This is a genomic window from Streptomyces sp. MK7, assembly GCF_032658145.1.
GTDB classification, from domain to species: domain Bacteria; phylum Actinomycetota; class Actinomycetes; order Streptomycetales; family Streptomycetaceae; genus Streptomyces; species Streptomyces spiralis.
Genome location: NZ_JAVACL010000006.1, coordinates 218,664 through 235,750, shown reverse-complemented (window position 1 = coordinate 235,750; position 17,087 = coordinate 218,664). Strand labels below are relative to the sequence as shown.

The 17,087-nt window shown below is 72.7% G+C and carries 13 protein-coding genes; 12 read left to right on the top strand and 1 reads right to left on the bottom strand.

Annotation, left to right across the window (positions count from 1 at the left end):
- The first annotated feature begins 3 nt into the window (after positions 1-3).
- The 11 genes from R2S09_RS11260 (at position 4) to hisC (ending at position 13,311) form a co-directional block, all read left to right on the top strand.
- Positions 4-1,101, top strand: a complete 1,098-nt coding sequence (locus tag R2S09_RS11260) for a phenazine biosynthesis protein (protein ID WP_316740694.1) — start codon at positions 4-6, stop codon at positions 1,099-1,101.
- Between the two features lie 2 nt (positions 1,102-1,103).
- Positions 1,104-2,603, top strand: coding sequence for an isochorismate synthase MenF (locus tag R2S09_RS11255; RefSeq protein ID WP_306184326.1), 1,500 nt, complete (start codon positions 1,104-1,106; stop codon positions 2,601-2,603).
- 5 nt (positions 2,604-2,608) lie between these two features.
- Positions 2,609-3,478: an ATP-dependent sacrificial sulfur transferase LarE gene (locus tag R2S09_RS11250; protein WP_316740691.1), complete on the top strand. Its 870-nt coding sequence runs from the start codon at positions 2,609-2,611 to the stop codon at positions 3,476-3,478.
- A 3-nt stretch (positions 3,479-3,481) separates the two neighbouring features.
- Entirely contained in the window at positions 3,482-4,336 is an 855-nt protein-coding gene (larB, locus tag R2S09_RS11245) for a nickel pincer cofactor biosynthesis protein LarB (protein ID WP_316740690.1), read from the top strand.
- Complete coding sequence (gene larC, locus R2S09_RS11240; protein ID WP_316740688.1) at positions 4,333-5,553, top strand: nickel pincer cofactor biosynthesis protein LarC; 1,221 nt, start codon at positions 4,333-4,335, stop codon at positions 5,551-5,553. The genes larB and larC overlap by 4 nt, the downstream gene beginning before the upstream one ends.
- Positions 5,541-6,749 (top strand): FAD-dependent oxidoreductase, encoded by a 1,209-nt coding sequence (locus R2S09_RS11235; protein WP_316740686.1) that lies wholly within the window; start codon positions 5,541-5,543, stop codon positions 6,747-6,749. Before larC ends, R2S09_RS11235 begins: the two co-directional genes overlap by 13 nt.
- Positions 6,750-6,825: 76 nt before the next feature.
- Positions 6,826-7,926 carry a hypothetical protein gene (locus tag R2S09_RS11230; protein ID WP_316740684.1) on the top strand — a complete coding sequence of 367 codons (1,101 nt, stop codon included), beginning with the start codon at positions 6,826-6,828 and terminating at the stop codon, positions 7,924-7,926.
- 61 nt (positions 7,927-7,987) lie between these two features.
- Positions 7,988-9,244 carry an ATP-grasp domain-containing protein gene (locus tag R2S09_RS11225; protein WP_316740682.1) on the top strand — a complete coding sequence of 419 codons (1,257 nt, stop codon included), beginning with the start codon at positions 7,988-7,990 and terminating at the stop codon, positions 9,242-9,244.
- A gap of 48 nt (positions 9,245-9,292) precedes the next feature.
- On the top strand, positions 9,293-10,564 hold the full coding sequence (locus tag R2S09_RS11220; RefSeq protein ID WP_306184319.1) for an MFS transporter: 1,272 nt from the start codon (positions 9,293-9,295) through the stop codon (positions 10,562-10,564).
- Positions 10,565-10,669: 105 nt separating this feature from the next.
- On the top strand, positions 10,670-12,058 hold the full coding sequence (locus R2S09_RS11215) for a hypothetical protein (protein WP_316740680.1): 1,389 nt from the start codon (positions 10,670-10,672) through the stop codon (positions 12,056-12,058).
- 56 nt (positions 12,059-12,114) lie between these two features.
- Positions 12,115-13,311: a histidinol-phosphate transaminase gene (gene hisC, locus R2S09_RS11210; protein WP_316740679.1), complete on the top strand. Its 1,197-nt coding sequence runs from the start codon at positions 12,115-12,117 to the stop codon at positions 13,309-13,311.
- A gap of 132 nt (positions 13,312-13,443) precedes the next feature.
- Here hisC and R2S09_RS11205 read toward each other — a convergent pair whose 3' ends face one another.
- Entirely contained in the window at positions 13,444-13,761 is a 318-nt protein-coding gene (locus R2S09_RS11205) for a helix-turn-helix transcriptional regulator (RefSeq protein WP_306184440.1), read from the bottom strand.
- 283 nt (positions 13,762-14,044) lie between these two features.
- Here R2S09_RS11205 and R2S09_RS11200 point away from each other — a divergent pair, with 283 nt between their 5' ends.
- A complete protein-coding gene (locus tag R2S09_RS11200) occupies positions 14,045-17,071 on the top strand; it encodes a BTAD domain-containing putative transcriptional regulator (RefSeq protein WP_316740677.1) in 3,027 nt (1,008 codons plus the stop codon).
- The last annotated feature ends 16 nt before the right edge of the window (positions 17,072-17,087 follow it).

The window sequence follows — 17,087 nt, the reverse complement described above, 5'->3', positions numbered from 1 at the left end:
AACATGTTGGAGACATCGGCCGATCCCCTCCGCGCCGACCTCGCCCCGGAAGAGTTCATCCGCGCCGCGATGCAGTGGCACTTCTCCCCGGAGACCGGCTCCCCGTACTGGGTGAAGAAGGCCGCGGAACTGGCCTTCGACCCCCTGACGGACATCCGTTCCTGGGCGGACCTCGACCTCTTCCCCGATGTCAGCGAGGAGTGGCGCGACATCCCCGTGGACGATCTGGTGCCGGCCGGCACCCTCCGGGACGCCTGGGAGTTCCAGGTGTTCGACAGCGGCGGCACCACCGGACGGCCCAAGCGCATCGTGGAGGCGCACTCCCGCCGCAACGGCGTGCTGTGGGTGAGCGAGGTCCTCGCCGAGCACGGCGTCCCCGGTGAGGGCGACGGCCACTGGCTCCACCTGGGCCCGACCGGGCCGCACATCGTGGGCCGCTCCGTCGGGCTGCTGGCCCGGCTGCGCCGTACCTTCTGCCACTACATCGACTTCGACCCGCGCTGGGTGAAGGGCAGCGTCAAGGCGGGACGGACCGACGAGGCCGCACGCTACGTCCGGCACATCCTGGCGCAGGCGGAGGACGTGCTGGCCACCCAGCCGGTCTCGGTGCTCTTCGCCACGCCGCCGGTGCTGGAGGCCCTCGCCGCCGACGAGAAGCTGCTGGACCTGGTCCAGCGGAAGGTGCGCGGGATCATCTGGGCCGGCACCAGCGTGAGCCCGGAGACGCTGCGCGTGCTGGAGGAGGAGGTCTTCCCCGACGCCGCGGTGGTGGGCCTGTACGGCAACACCATGATGGGCATAGCCCCGCAGCGCCCCAGGAGCGCCGCCGACGAGGGCGGCTGCGTCTTCGTGCCGTTCCACCCCTTCAGCCATGTCAGGGTCGTCGACCCCGAGGACACCACCAGCGAAGTCGGCTACGGCGAGCGGGGACAGGCCAGGATCAGCCTGGTCTCCCGCGACCTGCTGCTGCCCTGGACGCTGGAGCGCGACGCGGTGCTGCGCATCGCTCCCACGCGTGCCTATCCGCAGGACGGTCTGGCCGACATCCGGCCGCTGACCACGGAGGGCGGCGGCACCGCCGTCGTGGAAGGGGTGTACTGACCGTGCGGACCGGTACCGCCCCGACCGCCGCGCCCGTGCGGCACGCGTCCGTGCTCGACCAGGCGGACCTCGACAGCCTGCTCGCCACCTGCCGGCGCGCCCTGGACCGGGCGCGGGCCACCCAGCGGACGGTGCTCGCCAGCTGGGCCAGGCCCCTCTCGGTCACCGACCCCCTGGCGGTCTGGAGCCGTGCCCGGCGCAGTACGCCCCGTTCCTTCCTGTGGCAGTCGGCATGGGACCGCGACAGCGTCGTCGCCATCGGGACGGCCCGCGATCTGCGGGGCCGCGGCGAGACGCGGATGGCGTCCGTCCGCGAGACGTGGACGGAGCTGTCCCGGAACCCGGTGACGGGCGGCACGACCGCCACCGTTCCACTGCCGGGTGCCGACGGCCCCCTCGCCATCGGCGGGTTCGCGTTCAGCCCGGACAGCACGCCGGAGAACCGACGGCTCCCCGACGCGCTGTTGTGGGTGCCGTCCCTGCAACTGCGCAGCGCCCTGCCAGAGCCGGGCGTCACGGACCGAGCCCACCCCGCCGAACTGCGGCTCAACGCCGTACTGATGCACGACAGCGACCCCGAGCAGCTGGCCGAGTCGCTCGCCCAGCTCGCCGACCGCTGTCTCCGTACCGCCGGTCCCCCGCGGCGGCAGCCGTCGGCCCCGGCGGCTCGTACGCACACCAGCGTCGAGCTGCCGGGCGCCGACGACTGGAAGGGGCTGGTGCGCCGGGCGACCGGCGGGATCCGCGACGGCGTCTTCGAGAAGCTGGTGCTGGCACGCGAACTCCGGGTGACCGCGTCCACGCCGTTCGACGTCCCCGCCACCGTCGGGCGACTGCGCGAGGCCAACCCCGGCACCACCGTCTTCGCGATCGACCACGAGGAGTACACCTTCCTCGGCGCCACCCCGGAGTACCTGGTGCGCGTCGACGACCGCACCGTGCGCGCGCTGGGACTGGCCGGCACCGCCCCCCGCGGAGCCACGCCCGAGGAGGACGAGGCGCTGGAACGCGAACTGGTCGCCAGCCCCAAGATCCAGCACGAGCACGACGTCGTGGTCCGGATGCTCCGGAACGCCTTCCACGACTCCTGCGCCGACGTGGAGATCCAGACCCCGCCCCGCGTGGTCAAACTCACCAACGTCCAGCACCTGTCCACCGACGTCCGGGGCCGCCTGGCGCCCGGCTCCGAGGCCGGCGTCCTGGACTTCGTCGAGCTGCTGCACCCCACGCCCGCGCTGGGCGGCCATCCCCGCCAGGAGTCGCTGAGCTGGCTCTCCGACAACGAGGGGTTCGACCGCGGCTGGTACGCGGGGGCGGTCGGCTGGGCCGCCCCCGCCGGTGAGGGCCAGTTCGCGGTCGCCATCCGCTCCGCCCTGCTCGACGGCTCCTCCGCCTCGCTGTTCGCCGGCTGCGGTCTGGTGGCCGACTCCGACCCCGAGGCCGAGTACGCGGAGACCTGCGCGAAGCTGCGCCCCATGATGTCCGCCCTGGGAATCGAGTGACCCGCATGCCCCTGCAGACATCGCCGGCGGGCACTCCGCCGCACTTCGGTGACGTACCCGCACGGCAGCTCGACGACCTCCACCGGCGGCTGCTCGAACTGGACTCCCTGGTGGTGGCGCTCTCCGGGGGCGCGGACTCCACGCTGCTGCTGGCGGCGGCCCTCCGCGCGCTCGGCCCCGACCGGGTGCTCGCCGCGACGGGGGACTCGGCGAGCCTGCCCGGCCGGGAGCGCGACGCGGTGCGGGAGATCGCCGGCGCGCTCGGCGCCCGGCACACCTTCGTCGCCACCCGCGAGCTCCAGGTCGCGGGATACCGCGAGAACTCGCGCTCCCGCTGCTGGTACTGCAAGAACGAACTGACCGGGCGACTGCTGGCGGTGGCGGCCGACGAGGGCCTCGCCCATGTCGCGACCGGCACCAACGCCGACGATCTGACCGACCCCTTCCGGCCCGGCATCCGCGCGGCCGCACAGCGGGGCGTGGTCACCCCGCTGGCCGACGCGGGCCTGACCAAGGACCAGGTCCGGGCGGCGAGCCGCGCCTGGGGACTGCCGACCTGGGACAAGCCGGCGTCGCCGTGCCTGTCCAGCCGCGTCGCCTACGGCCTGACCGTCACCCGGGAGCGGCTCGCCCGCGTCGAGGCCGCGGAGACCGCGCTGCGGGAGGCGCTGGGCCGGGCCGGGATCGGCACGTACGACCTGCGGGTCCGCGACCTCGGTGAGCGTGCCCTCGTCCAGGTCGACGCCCCGGCCGTGCCCGCCGTCACGTCCTGCGCCCAGGCGCTGAACGCCGTCCGGGCGGCCGGGTTCGCCTCCGTGGAGGTCGACCCGCGCGGGTTCCGCTCCGGTTCCCTCAACGACAGCGCCGAGGGGTGAGCCATGGACCGCGAGGAGGTACGGGACCTGCTGCACCGCGTGTCCGCGGGCACGAGCGGCGTCGAGGAGGCCCTGAGGGAGCTGGTGGCCGGCCCCCTGGCCGGCCGCGGCGACGGCGACGGGATCAAGGACCTCGGCTTCGCCCGCCTGGACACCCACCGGGCTCTGCGCACCGGTGATCCCGAGGTGGTCTACGGCGCCGGCAAGAAGACCGCCCACATCGTCACCCTGCTCCAGGAGCTCGTCCGCCAGCCCGGCCGGCGCACCGCCCTCGCGACGCGCCTGTCCGACGAGGCCCTGGACGCGGTGTCCCGGGGCTTCGACGGCGACGCGGGAAGCGACGTGCCGACCGGCGTACGGACCGAGGTGCGGATCGACCGGGAGGCACGCTGCGCCGCGCTGGGCGAGCCGCCGTCCGTCCAGGGCAGGGTCGTGGTGGTGACGGCCGGGACGACGGACGAACCGGTGGCACGGGAAGCCGCCTTCGTCGCCCGGGAGTTCGGCTGCTCGGTGGAGCTGGTGCGGGATGTCGGGGTGGCCGGCATCCACCGGCTCCTCGCGGTGCGGGACAGGCTCGACGCCGCGGACTGCCTCGTCGTCGTCGCGGGCATGGACGGCGCACTGCCGAGCGTGGTGTCCGGACTGGTTGCCGTCCCCGTCGTCGCGGTGCCGACCAGCGTCGGATACGGCGCCTGCTTCGGCGGCATCGCCCCGCTGCTCACCATGCTCAACTCCTGTGGCCCGGGCGTGCTGGTCTGCAACATCGACAACGGGTTCGGAGCCGCCGTCGCGGCGGCCCGGATGACACGTCGGATGGTGCGCCGGGACACCGGCCGGCCGATCCCGGTGGGCTCATGAACACACCTGTCTCCGCCTGGTTCGACTGCTCCTCGGGGGTGGCCGGCGACATGCTGCTGGGCGCCCTGCTCGACGCGGGAGCCACCGTGGACACGGTCGGACGGGCCGTCGACGCGGTCGCTCCCGGCAGCATCCGGATCCGCGCCGAGCAGGTCCGGCGCTGCGGCCTGTCCGCGACCCAGGTGCACGTCGACGCCGACCCCGGCCCGCCGCACCGCACCTGGCACGCGATCCGCACGACGCTGGCGCGGGCCGCGCTCCCCGAGGCGGTACGGGAACGAGCCCACTCGGTGTTCCTGCGGCTGGCCCGCGCCGAGGCCGCCGCGCACGGCGTCGCCGTCGACGACGTCCACTTCCACGAGGTCGGCGCCCTCGACGCGATCGCGGACGTGGTGGGCGTCTGCGCCGCCGCGCACGAACTGGGCATCACCGCCGCCGCTGCCACACCGGTGACGCTGGGCAGCGGACGGGCGCGCAGCGCCCATGGCCGGATCCCCGTCCCGGCGCCCGCCGTCCTCAGGCTCCTGACCGGCTCCGGCGCACCGGCCCGGTCCGGTGGATTCCCGTACGAGATGGCCACCCCGACCGGTGTGGCGCTCCTGCTGACGCTGTGCAGCGAGTGGGGCGGCATGCCCGAGCTCCGCCTGGTCGCCACCGGGGCCGGCGCGGGCACGCGCGACCTCGCGGACGTCCCGAACGTCGTCCGGGTCGTCCTCGGGACCGCCCCGCGGGCCGATGCCCCGGCCGCGGCGCAGGCGGTGGTCGTCGACGCCAACGTCGACGACCTCGACCCGCGCATCTGGCCGCAGGTCCTGACCCGGCTGCTGGAGGCCGGCGCCTCCGACGCCTGGCTCACGCCCATCCTCATGAAGAAGGGACGCCCCGCCCACATGCTCTCGGCGCTGTGCCCGCTCCCGGTCCTGCCCGCCGTACGGGAGACGATCACGGCCGAGACCTCCACCATCGGCACCCGCGAGCACCGGGTGGACAAGCACGAGCTGGAGCGGGAGTTCACCACCGTCGCCGTGGGCGAGGCCTCCGTACGGGTCAAGGTCGCGCGGTACCGGCGGCGGATCGTCAACGTCCAGCCGGAGTACGAGGACGTGGTCGCCGCGGCCGAACGGCTCGGCATTCCCGTCAAGACGGCGTTGGCGAGGTCGATCGCCGCGGCCGAAGGAGCCGTGGAGAACCAGAGGTGCGACTCATGCGGAACGTGATCGTCGTCGGGGGCGGGCTCGCGAGCCTGAGCGCGCTCCAGCGCCTGCGCGCACGGGGCTACGAGGGCCGCCTGACCCTCGTGGGGGCCGAGAGCCACCCGCCGTACGACAGGCCCCCGTTGTCGAAGGCCGTCCTCGCGGGCGACACGGACGGCATCGCCCTGCCCGCCGACTGGGAGGCCCTGCGGTGCGAGCGGCTCCTCGGCACCCGGGCCGAGGCGCTGCGCCTGCACGACGGCCGTCCCGGCGGGGCCCTGGCGACCTCGGCGGGGCCGCTGCCCTTCGACGGGCTGGTGATCGCCACGGGTGCGATGCCGGTCCGGCTGCCCGGTGAGGGGCCGCAGCACGTTCTGCGGACCCTGGACGACGCGGAACGGCTGCGCGACTCGCTGCGCGCGGGCGCGCGGGTGGTGCTCGTCGGAGCCGGGTGGATCGGCGCCGAAGTGGCGACCGCGGCGGCCCGGAAGGGCTGCCGGGTGACGGTCCTGGAAGCCGGCGACGCCCCGCTGGCCGGGGCGCTCGGGCCCGGACTCGGTGCGCTGACCGCCGGCTGGTACGCCGAGTGCGGCGTCGAGCTGCGCTGCGGGGTCCGGGTCGCCTCGGTGGATCCCGGCGGACTCACGCTGGCCGACGGGTCCTTCCTGCCCGCCGACGCGGTCGTGACCGGCGTCGGGGTGCGGCCGGAGGTCGGCTGGCTGGCCGGCTCCGGGCTCGAGGTCGCCGGGGGAGTCGTCGTGGACGGCTCGCTGCGCACGGCCCGCCCGGAGGTGGTGGCGGCCGGCGACTGCGCCTCCTGGTGGTCGGCGCGGTACGGGCGGCGGCTGACGGCCGAGCACTGGGACACGGCCCTGAACGCGCCCGACGTGGCCGCCGCCGCACTGCTCGGCCAGGAAGCGCTCTACGACCCGGTCCCGTACGTCTGGTCGGAGCAGTTCGGGCGGATGGTGCAGTACGCCGGCCATCACGCCGCCGCGGACCGGGTGGTCTTCCGGGGCACGCCGGACGGACCCGACTGGACGGCGCTGTGGCTGAGCGGCGACCGCCTGCGGGCCCTCCTGACCGTCGACCGCCCCCGGGACATGGCGCAGGGCCGCCGTCTCCTCGCCCGGGGCACTCCCGTGAACGTCGACCTGATCACCGATCCCGGGACCGCGCTCAGCGGCGCGGTCCGGCGCGCGGCCGCACCCGCCGGGTGACGGGCCGTCCGGCGCGGCGGCGCCGCACGCCCCCGCCGACACCGAACACGACCACCGAACATCCGAGGTGACCGACATGGCCCCTGCATGCCCCGACATACCCCTCGTCGTCCTCCCGGCGGACAACGCCGTGCACTGCCGCACCCGGCCCGCCGCCCCCGTCGAAGCCGCCCTCACGGCGGCGATCGACGCGCTGAACCACCTGCACACCCGGCTGCTCGACCCGAACGGGGCGGACGACGACGCGATCCACGAGGCGCTGGACACCGCGGTGGCCCGTGCCGGACACCTCGCCGACGAGGCCGCCACCGCACCGATGGACACCGCGTCGCTGCGGCCGATCGTGCCCAACCACGAGTACTTCGGGGTGCGCACGGCGGACATCGACGACGCCTACCGCCGCCGGGAGACAACCACGATCATCGCCCGGACCCTCGCCGATCTGCGGGGCGCCCGACTCGACCTGAACGACCGGGCGGCCGAGGTCCGGGCCATGGTCCTGATCCTCAGGGGTCTGAGCCCGCAGGACGGTCCGCCGGCGGCCGAGCCCTCCGGCGCGGCGGTCGCGTCCGGGACGCCCCGCCGTGTCGGCCGCGACGAGCTGACCCGGTGGGTCATCACCCATCACTTCTACTTCGTACTCAACCTCGCGGCGGCGCACGCCGTCTCCCGGGCCGTCGCCGCGCTGGCGGACGCCGACCGCGACACCGCGGTGACCGCCTTGCGCGAGGCCGTCGTGCTGGTCCGCGGGTTCACCGCGGCCATGATGCACTCCGGGGACATGTCGGCGGCCTGCTACGACGCCAGGGTCCGGCCGACGATGCAGCCCCCGGCCGTGCCGGTGGCGCTCACCGGCCGGACCCAGCCCGAGCACAAGGCGTTCCGCAAGGCGATGCGCAAACTCGTCGCCGCCTCCGGCGAGCCGTTCGCCAAGGTGGCCGTCGCCGACCCCGAGCTGGCCCTCGCGCGCGACGCCCTGCTGGAGGCCGATCTGCACGACATCGAGCGCCACATCGCCGTCACCGCCGCCCTCGTCGGCGACGACCAGTCGATCGTGCAGGTCGACGAGGCCGCCGAGAGCGCGATCGCGATGCTGCGCACGATGCGCCACACCAGGGCGATGGCCTACCGGGACCTGATGAGGTTCGGGGACCCCGTCGAGATCGCCGGCGCATGACGACCGCTCCTGTCCACTCACGCGGCCTCGCCGCCCGTCAGCAACCGATGGTGGGATGACCATGAGTTCCAGCACAGACCGTCGCACGGTGGTCGTCGTCGACGCGTTCGCGAGCGCGCGCTGCCTCGCCCCGTTGTTCCGCGAGCGGGGCGTCGACTGCATCCATGTGCAGAGCACGCCGACGGTTCCCGCCGTCTACGCGGCGAGCTTCCGGCCCGATGACTTCACCGTCAACATCGTCCACGACCAGGACGTGACGGCGACGGCGGCGGCCCTGGCGCCCTATGCGCCGATCGGGCTGCTGCCCGGGATCGAGCGCGCGGTCATGCTCGCCGACGAGCTGAGCGAGCGGCTCGGCCTGCCCACGAACGGGACCGCGCTGAGCCCCGCCCGGCGCGACAAGTTCCAGATGACCGAGACCGTCCGGAAGGCCGGGGTCCCGGCCACCGAGCAGCTCCTGGCCACCGACCTGGACACCCTGCTCGACTGGTACGGCAGGAACCCGGGCCGTGTCGTGCTGAAGCCGGTGAGCAGCGCGGGCAACGACGGCGTCTTCTTCTGCGACAGCGCCGAGGACGTCCGCGCGGCGTTCGGCAAGCTGATCGGGGGCCGCAGCGTGCTGGGCCAGGAGAACCGGGCGGTACTGGCCCAGGAGTACCTCGTCGGCAACGAGTACATCGTCAACACGGTGAGCCTGCACGGCAGGCACCGGGTGACCGACATCTGGAAGATGCACCACCTCAGCGCGAACGGCGTCCGCGACCTGCCGGCCGGCGCGGAGCTGCTGCCCCGCCGGGGCGCCGAACAGGACGCGCTGGTCGAGCACACCCTGCTGGTCCTGGACGCCCTGGGCATCCGCAACGGACCCGCGCACTCCGAGCTCAAACTGACTCCGAAGGGGCCGCGTCTGGTCGAGACGGGCGCCCGGGTCTGCGGCGCCGACGTCCATGTGCCCACCGGGGCCGCGATCGGCGAGAGCCAACTGGACTGGACCGTCGACGCGTACGCCGACCCCGAGCGCTTCCTCGGGCGATGGAACACCGACTACGAGCCGGCCCGGCACGCCAGGATCGTCAACATGGTCTCGCCCGTCGAGGGGCGTCTCGCCCGCTACCCCAAGCTGGCGGAGCTGAAAGCGCTGGAGAGCTTCCACGACTGCGTGTTCCGGGTGACCCCCGGCGACCCGATCAGCCGTTCCGTCGACGACTGGACCTTCCCGCTGCGGGTGTTCCTGGCTCACGAGAGCGAGAGCGCCGTCGCCCGGGACTGCGTGTCGGCGCGCTACCTGGACGGTCCCGGTTTCTACGAGATCGCGTAGGTCCGTATCCGATGGGTCCGCCCCCGCGGACCCCTTCCTGGAGAACAAATGTCCTTTCTGCGCCCCCGCTTCAAGGGGGAACGTGCGCTGATCAGCGGCATCGCCATCGACGCGACCGGGTCGGGCATGTACGTCCCCTTCAACCTGATCTTCTTCAAACACGTCACCCACCTGCCGCTGGCGCAGATCGGCGCGGTGCTCACCGTTACCAGCCTGATCGCCATGGCCGCGCTGCCCCTGGGCGGCAGTGCCGTGGACCGGTTCGGCGCCCTGAAGGTGCTCATCGTCCTGTACCTTCTTCGCGCGCTCGGCTTCGCCCTCTACCCGCTCGCCCACGATCTGCCCCTGTTCGCCGTGCTCGCGCTGATCACCGCGGCGGGCACCCGGGCCGCGCCGTCCACGCTCCAGGCCCGGTTCGCCGAACTCCTCGAAGGCACCGACCGCGACCGGATGCAGGCCCTGTCCCGGAGCCTGGGCAACGCCGGTCTCGGCGGCGGAACCCTGATCGCCTCCGTGATCCTCGCCACCCTGGGCGACTCCGGTTATGTCGTGGCCGCGTGGCTGAACACCGCCAGCTTCGTCATCGCCGCGGTGCTGGCCACCCGCACCCCGGCCAGCCCGCACGCCGACCGCAAACGGGCGGCCAGGAGCGGCGGATACAAGCTGGTCGCCAGGGACCGCCCCTTCCTCGCCCTCGCGCTCGCCAACCTGTCGGTGGCCATCGGCTACACCTCCCTCACCATCCTGATCCCCGTCTACGCCACCGACTGGCTGCACATACCCCAGGGCCTCATCGGCAGCTCCTTCGTCGTCAACACCCTGCTGTGCGCGACCCTCGGCGTCCCGGTCGCCGCGTTCGCCCGGCGTCGCTTCCGCACCCGCAACCGCATGGCGACCGCCGGGGTGGCGCTGTTCGTGACGGCCTTCGTCGGACAGGCCGTCCTCGGCACCGTCCGCCCGCACAACACGACCGTGGCGATGGCCGTCGTACTGGCCTGCGTGGTGGTCGCCACCTTCGCCGAACTCGTGCACAGTCCGGCCGCGAGCACCCTGGCCCAGTCCGCGGCGCCGGCCGAACTGCGCGGAAGGTACCTGGCCGCCTACCAGAGCTCCTGGGCCCTGGCCAACGCCCTGGCGCCCAGCGTGTTCACCGCACTGGTCGCCGTGGACGGCCGGCTGCCCTGGCTGGTCATCACGGCCACGGCTCTGCTGGGCGGCACCGTGCTGCGACTCACCGAGCGTTCGCTGCCGGCCGGGGCCGTCTACTTCGAGCCGCCCGCCCCCGCCGCCACGGCCGGTGTGCCGGCGGCGGGCCGATGACCCTGACTCCAGGGCTTCTCGACTTCTCGACTTCGGGACTTCACGGCTTCCCTGGCTTCACGGCTTCACGGCTTCACGGACTTCAGGACTTCTAGGAGGACCCACATGGACCGCGTGTCACTGACGGCGGAATATCTGAGCAGGGTGACGGAGAGCGGCGCCAAGGCCGGCGACCTGGTGGGGAGACTGCCGGAGTCGGAGATGCTCGCCGCCTTCTACAAGGGGACCTTCCTGTCCCGGCCCGTCTTCCTCGGGCCCGCCGAGCGGGAGCGGACGTTCGGCGACGTGAGGAACGTCCTGGACGCCCTGAGCAGCCTGCCCGACACACTCTTCGGCGGCGACTTCGCCGCGTTCGCACGGGCCGCCGGACTGACCGAGACGCAGGTCTCCGTCGTGCTCCGCGGCCGGGGAGCGGCGATGACCCGGCAGGTCCGGGCCGATCTGTACCTGCAGGACGGGCATCCGCGGGACGGGCATCCGCAGGACGGGCAGTTCAAGCTCCTGGAGTTCAACATCGGCAGTTCGATCGGCGGCATGGACAACGCCGACCTCTGCCGGGGGCTGCTGGAGCACCCGCTGCTGGCCGAGTTCGCCGCCGAACACCGCCTCGGCTTCGTGGACACGCTGCGCGAGCAGGTCAACAACGTCCTGGTGGAGTGCGGATTCGCACCGGAGGACCGTCCGGTGGTCGCGCTGACGGACTGGCCGAGCTACTTCGAGAACGAGGTCGCCTACATGCGGCAGCTCTGCCTGCGCTGGCGGGAGCTGGGCCTGGAGGCCTACCCCTGCCATGTCGGGCAGCTCGAGGTCCGCGGCGGCCGGGTCTGGCTGGAGGACAAGCCGGTCGACATCGTGTTCAGGACCTTCGCCATCTCCCAGATCGCCGACGCGCCGGAGATCCTGGATCCGGTCCTGGACGCGGCGGAACGCGGCGAGGTCAAGATCTTCACACCGCTGGACTCCGCCGCCTACGCCAGCAAGGGCGCGCTGGCGATGCTCTCCGACGAGGACACCCGCGCGCTGCTCAGCAGCGAGCAGCGCGCCGGCGTGGACCGTCTGCTGCCGTGGACGCGCACCGTGCGCCCCGGCACCGTGACCCTGGAGAGCGGGGAACGCGCCGACCTGATCGAGTACGCCGTCGAGCACCGCCACGACCTCGTGCTCAAGCCCACGTCGCTGTACGGCAACCGCGGCGTGGTGCTCGGCTGGACGCCGGACCTCACGGCGCAGCAGTGGCGCCGGCACCTCGACGCGGCGCTCGACAGCCCGCACATCCTCCAGCGCCGGGTGCGCCCCACTGCCGAGCTGTTCCCGGACGAGAACGGTGAACTGCGGCCCTGGAACATCCTGTGGGGCATGTTCTCCGTGGCCAACGGCTACGGCGGTGCCAACGCCCGCGCCACACGCGCGGAACTGGGCGACGTCGTCATGAACCGGGCGCACGGCATCCACTCGGGCCCGTCGCTGTACCAGCTGGCCGAGCCGACCGCCTGAGGCGATGCGGAGCCGCGCACCTTCCCCCCGGCCGGACCAGCAGAAAGCAGTCACAGATGTCCGATGACACCGCCGCCGTCACCACGACCGCCGTCACCACGGCCGCCGTCACCACGGCCGCCGTCACCACGGCCGCCGTCACCACGGCCGAGGCCGGCCCCGCCACCGCCACCGTCACGGACTCCGAGCGGAAACCTCGTTTCCGCTCGGTCCTCGACCGGATGGTGAGCTACCGGCCCAGCAGGTCCGCCGGCTCCGCACGGACGGGCCCGGTCTTCCAGCTGGCGGCCAACGAGTCCCCGTACCCGCCGCCTTCCGCCGTCGTCGAGGCGATCAGCCGGGAGGCGCTGCGGGCCAACCGCTATCCGGACAACAGCTGTGCCGACCTGATCGCCGAGATCGCGGCGCGCCATGCCGTCCCCGAGGACGGCATCGCGGTCGGCTGCGGCTCGGTCGGTGTGGCCCAGATGCTCATGGAGGCCGTCGCCGAGCCGGGCGGTGAAGTCCTCTACGCCTGGCGCTCGTTCGAGGCCTACCCGATACTGACCCGGCTCTCCGGCGCCACCGCCGTGGAGGTGCCGCTCCGGGACGGGTTTCACGACCTCGCCGCGATGGCCGACGCCATCACGGACCGGACCCGCCTGATCTTCGTGTGCAATCCGAACAACCCCACCGGGACGGTGGTGGGGGAGGCCGGCCTGCGCGCGTTTCTCGACCGGGTTCCCGCGGACTGCCTGGTGGTCCTCGACGAGGCCTACCGCGAGTACGTCCGGGACACGAAGGCACCCGACGGCCTGGACATCGCCGCCGGACGGCCGAACGTGGTGGTCCTGCGCACGTTCTCCAAGGCGTACGGCCTCGCCGCACTGCGGGTCGGCTTCCTGGTCGGACATCCGGTCGTGGCCGAGTCGGTCCGCAAGGCCTACCTGCCGTTCAGCGTGAACAGCGTGGCCCAGGCCGCCGCGATCGCCGCCTTGCGCGCGGAGAGCGAGCTGATGGCGCGGGTGGAGACGACGGTCGGCGAACGCCTGCGGGTGCGCACCGCTCTGACGGACCAGGGCTGGACGGTCCCCCCGAGCGAGGCCAACTTCCTCTGGCTCCCGCTGGGCGACGCGGCCGCGGCCTTCGGCGAGCACTGCGGGCGGGCAGGGGTCGTCGTGCGAGCGTTCGCCGGGGACGGGGTCCGGGTCTCCGTCGGCTCCCCGCCCGAGAACGACGCCTTCCTCTCGGCCGCGGCCCGGTTCCGGCGCTGAGGGCCGCCGGCCGGTGCGGAGCACGACGTCCGGCAGCCCACCCCCGCCCCCCCTTTCCACGGACGTGATCGTGATCTGTGAATTAGCCGGCGGTGGATCGGTCATCTCGACCGGCCAATGACGGATGATCCCTCAGGACCGGTTAACGATTGAACCAATTCCCGCGCCTGTCGTTAATCCCCTTCGCATTCGCGTCCGGGCCGAAGGTCTTACCGCCGGCCCGGACGGTGACGGCACTTCCATCCAGCCACGCGCCACGGCGATCACGCCGGCCTGGAATCGGCTTCGAGCCTCCAGTCGATCCATCAGGGAGGCGATGATGCGACGGCAGGTCCGGACCGAGATATTCAGTTTGCGCGCAATGCTCTCGTCCAGCTGACCGTCGGCCAGCAGCTCCAGGACCTGTCGTTCCCGGCCACTGAGTGAGCTGACCGGTGTCGCGCAGGTCACATCGTCCTGGTGCCCTGCCCGGTGCTGCCGCCTTTCCACGAACGCGTCAGAAGTCGTCAATGAAACACCTCTCTGAGGCCATCCGTGCCCCCGTTATCACGCCAGATGGGAGCCCTCCTCCACCGATCAGGTAAAAGATCAGTTTTGGTTTGCCCTCTTGGCGTCGGTACTCCCGTGATTCCCCCGGTCTTGATTCCCCCGGTCCCTCCCTCAAGGCTGCCCTCCCCGTATCCCGATTGGTTACCGGTGAATTACTCTTCCTGACGGGGAGCAGGACCGCGTCGTGACAGAGGGGGAGTCGGCCGTGGACCACGGCGGCAAAAGGGAGGGCATACGCTTCAACGTGCTGGGCGCGCTGGAGTGCTGGGCCGGGGGAAGGCGCCTTCCGCTCGGGGGGACCAAGGCCGAGCGTGTGATGGGGTTTCTGCTGCTGTCACACAACCGCTCGGTTCCGGTCGCGCGGCTCGTCGAAGCCGTGTGGGACAGCGAGCCGCCCTCCACGGCGGCCCATCAGATCCGCAAGACCGTCTCGGCACTGCGGCGATCGCTTCCGGGGGGCACCGAGATCCTCCACACCGACGGCGCCGGTTACCGCGCCGTGGTCTCCGCCGACCAACTCGATCTCAAGGAGTTCGAGGAGCTGCTGCACACGGCCGCCGAGGCCAACAGCGCGGGCCGTGCGACGGAGGCCGGGGCGGGACTGCGCGCCGCGCTGGACGTGTGGCGCGGCCCGGTGCTCGACGGTCTCGACGGAGAGGCGATCGGCACCGCCGCCAACGTGCTGGTGGAGATGCGGCTGGCGGCCGTCGAACAGTACGCCAGACTGCGGATGCGGACGGGCCGGCTCGACGACCTCGCCACCTATCTGCGGCAGTACGTCGACGCCCATCCCCTGCGGGAGTCGTTGCGCGAGCTGCTGATGACGGTGCTGTACCGCACCGGCCGGCACGCGGACGCCCTGGAGGAGTACGCCGCGGTGCGGCACCTGCTCGCCGAGGAACTGGGCGCCGACCCGAGCCCCCAGCTCGCCAAGCTGCACGAGGCGATCCTGCGCCAGAGCCCGGAGCTGGCCGACGGACCGCCGGCCGCGCCGCCCGTCGAACCCGCGGCACCGAAACCCGTCGCCGCGCGCTGCACCCTCCCCTACGACCTGCCCGACTTCACGGGACGTCAGGACGTCGTCCGGCGCATCCTCACCGCCCTGGCGGACGGCCGGCGGTTCATCATGATCGACGGGATGGGAGGCAGCGGCAAGACCGCCCTCGCCGTGCACGTGGCCAAGCTGCTGGCCGAGCGCTACCCGGACGGCCAGCTCTTCCTCGACCTCCACGGCTTCACGCCGGGCCATGCGCCGCTCCAGCCACTGGACGCACTGGACCTCCTGCTGCGCAGCCTGGGCATCGCGAGCGACCGGATTCCCGAAGGGCTCAGCGAGCGACGTGCCCTGTGGCGCTCGGTCACGGCGAACCAGCGCCTGCTGGTGGTGCTGGACAACGTCCGCGACTGCGCCCAGGTGCAGCCGCTCCTGCTGAGCGCGGAGAACTCCGCGACGATCGTCACCAGCCGGACCAGGCTCGTGGAGATCGACGGCGCGGAGTGGTGCTCCGTCGGCAGTCTGTCGATGGAGGACAGCATGGAGCTGCTGTCCAAGGTGCTCGGCGACGAACGGGACGACGTGGAGTCCCGCACGCTTCTGGCCGGCATGTGCGCAGGCCTCCCGCTCGCCCTGCGCATCGCCTCGGCACGGCTGAGGAACCGGCCGCAGTGGACTGTCCGGTACCTCGTGGACAGGATGCGTTCGGAGGCCCGGACGCTGACCGAACTCCGCGTGGGGGAGCGCAGCGTCGCGGCCAGCCTCCAGCTCTCGTACCGGGCGATGAGCGAGCCACAGCGCGCGGCCTTCCGGATGCTGGGCTGGCACCCGGGCGCCGACTTCGACGTCTTCAGCGCCGCCGCACTGTTCGGGACGGACGCTCTCGAAGCGGAGACCATCCTGGAGGAGCTCCTGGACGTCAACCTGCTCGAGCAGCACACCATGGGCCGCTACACGCTGCACGACCTGGTCCGCTGGTTCGCACGCGATCTACGCGGCAGCGGGCCGGCCGACCGTCACCGGGCCGGCGTCCAACAGCTGCTCGACCACTACCTGCTGACCCTGGAGCGGGCCTGTGACCTCATCTTCCCGGGCCGCGCCCGTCATCCCGTGCCGCTGCCCGAGGGCTCCGTGGTCCCCGGCCTCGACTCCGAGAGCGACGCCCTGAGCTGGCTCGACAAGGAGTACCCCGCGCTCCGCGACGCGGCTCAACTCGCCTATGACGTCGGACTCGACCTGCACGCCGCGTACCTTCCCCGGGGCCTGGCGTTCTACCTCAACCTGCGCGGCTGGTGGACGGAGTTCCGGGACGTGGAACTGCTCGCCGTACGAGCCGCACGCCGTCTGGACGATCCGCTGCTGCTGCGGATCAGCCTGACCAATCTGGCCATGGCACTGTGGAAGGTGGGCGACATCCGTGGCTCGCTCACCGAGCTCGACGAGGCGCTGGCGCTCGCCGAACAGGCGGCGGAGGTGCCCGGCGTCGCCGCCTGCCTGAGCAGAATCGGCATGTGCTACTCCAGCCTCGGGCAGTACACACGAGCGCTGGACACGTTGCGCCGCGCCCTCGACCTGCACCGGCGGCTCGGCTGCCGGCGAGAAGAGGCCGAGGCCCTGGCCAACATCGCCTCGGCGCTGAACTGTCTGGGCCGGTACACCGAGGCGGCGGACGCCGCCGCCCTGGCCGTCCGCCTCGATCGGCTGCTGGGTGAACGGGACCACGAGATCTACGCCCTGACCGAGCTGGCAGTGGCCCACCTCGGCACGGGCCGTCCGGATCTGGCCCTGTTCCGGCTGTCCGTCATCGAGGGCGGGCCGGACGGACTGTGCCAGCCCGGCACCGCCGGGCTCATGCTCGCGTACCGGGCCGAAACGCTTCAGCGGCTGGGCCGCTCCCCGGAGGCGGACGCGTGCACGGCCCGCGCGCTGGCGTTGATGGAGGTGAGCGGCGCCATTCGCCGGGCAGAGATCGGGAACGTCCTCGGCCGGGTGCACCGGCGCCGTCACGACTACGCGGCCGCCCTGAAGCTGCACCGCAGCGCGTACCGGCATTCCGCAGCCATGGATCTACGCGTGGAGATGGCCCGGGCGCAGGCCGGTGTCGCCGCCACGGCGGACGCCATGGGCGACGCGGCGACGGCCAAGGCGGCCCGGGAGGCGGCCCACGAACTGTTCGCCGGCCTCGGTGTGCCGGCGGAATGCAGGTGGCCGGACTGACGGTGCCCGGGGGCCG

Coding starts and splice junctions, on each gene's coding strand:
- R2S09_RS11260 (WP_316740694.1), top strand. CDS start 4: ATGTTGGAGACATCGGCCGATCCCCTCCGCGCCGACCTCGCCCCGGAA.
- R2S09_RS11250 (WP_316740691.1), top strand. CDS start 2,609: ATGCCCCTGCAGACATCGCCGGCGGGCACTCCGCCGCACTTCGGTGAC.
- larB (WP_316740690.1), top strand. CDS start 3,482: ATGGACCGCGAGGAGGTACGGGACCTGCTGCACCGCGTGTCCGCGGGC.
- larC (WP_316740688.1), top strand. CDS start 4,333: ATGAACACACCTGTCTCCGCCTGGTTCGACTGCTCCTCGGGGGTGGCC.
- R2S09_RS11235 (WP_316740686.1), top strand. CDS start 5,541: ATGCGGAACGTGATCGTCGTCGGGGGCGGGCTCGCGAGCCTGAGCGCG.
- R2S09_RS11230 (WP_316740684.1), top strand. CDS start 6,826: ATGGCCCCTGCATGCCCCGACATACCCCTCGTCGTCCTCCCGGCGGAC.
- R2S09_RS11225 (WP_316740682.1), top strand. CDS start 7,988: ATGAGTTCCAGCACAGACCGTCGCACGGTGGTCGTCGTCGACGCGTTC.
- R2S09_RS11220 (WP_306184319.1), top strand. CDS start 9,293: ATGTCCTTTCTGCGCCCCCGCTTCAAGGGGGAACGTGCGCTGATCAGC.
- R2S09_RS11215 (WP_316740680.1), top strand. CDS start 10,670: ATGGACCGCGTGTCACTGACGGCGGAATATCTGAGCAGGGTGACGGAG.
- hisC (WP_316740679.1), top strand. CDS start 12,115: ATGTCCGATGACACCGCCGCCGTCACCACGACCGCCGTCACCACGGCC.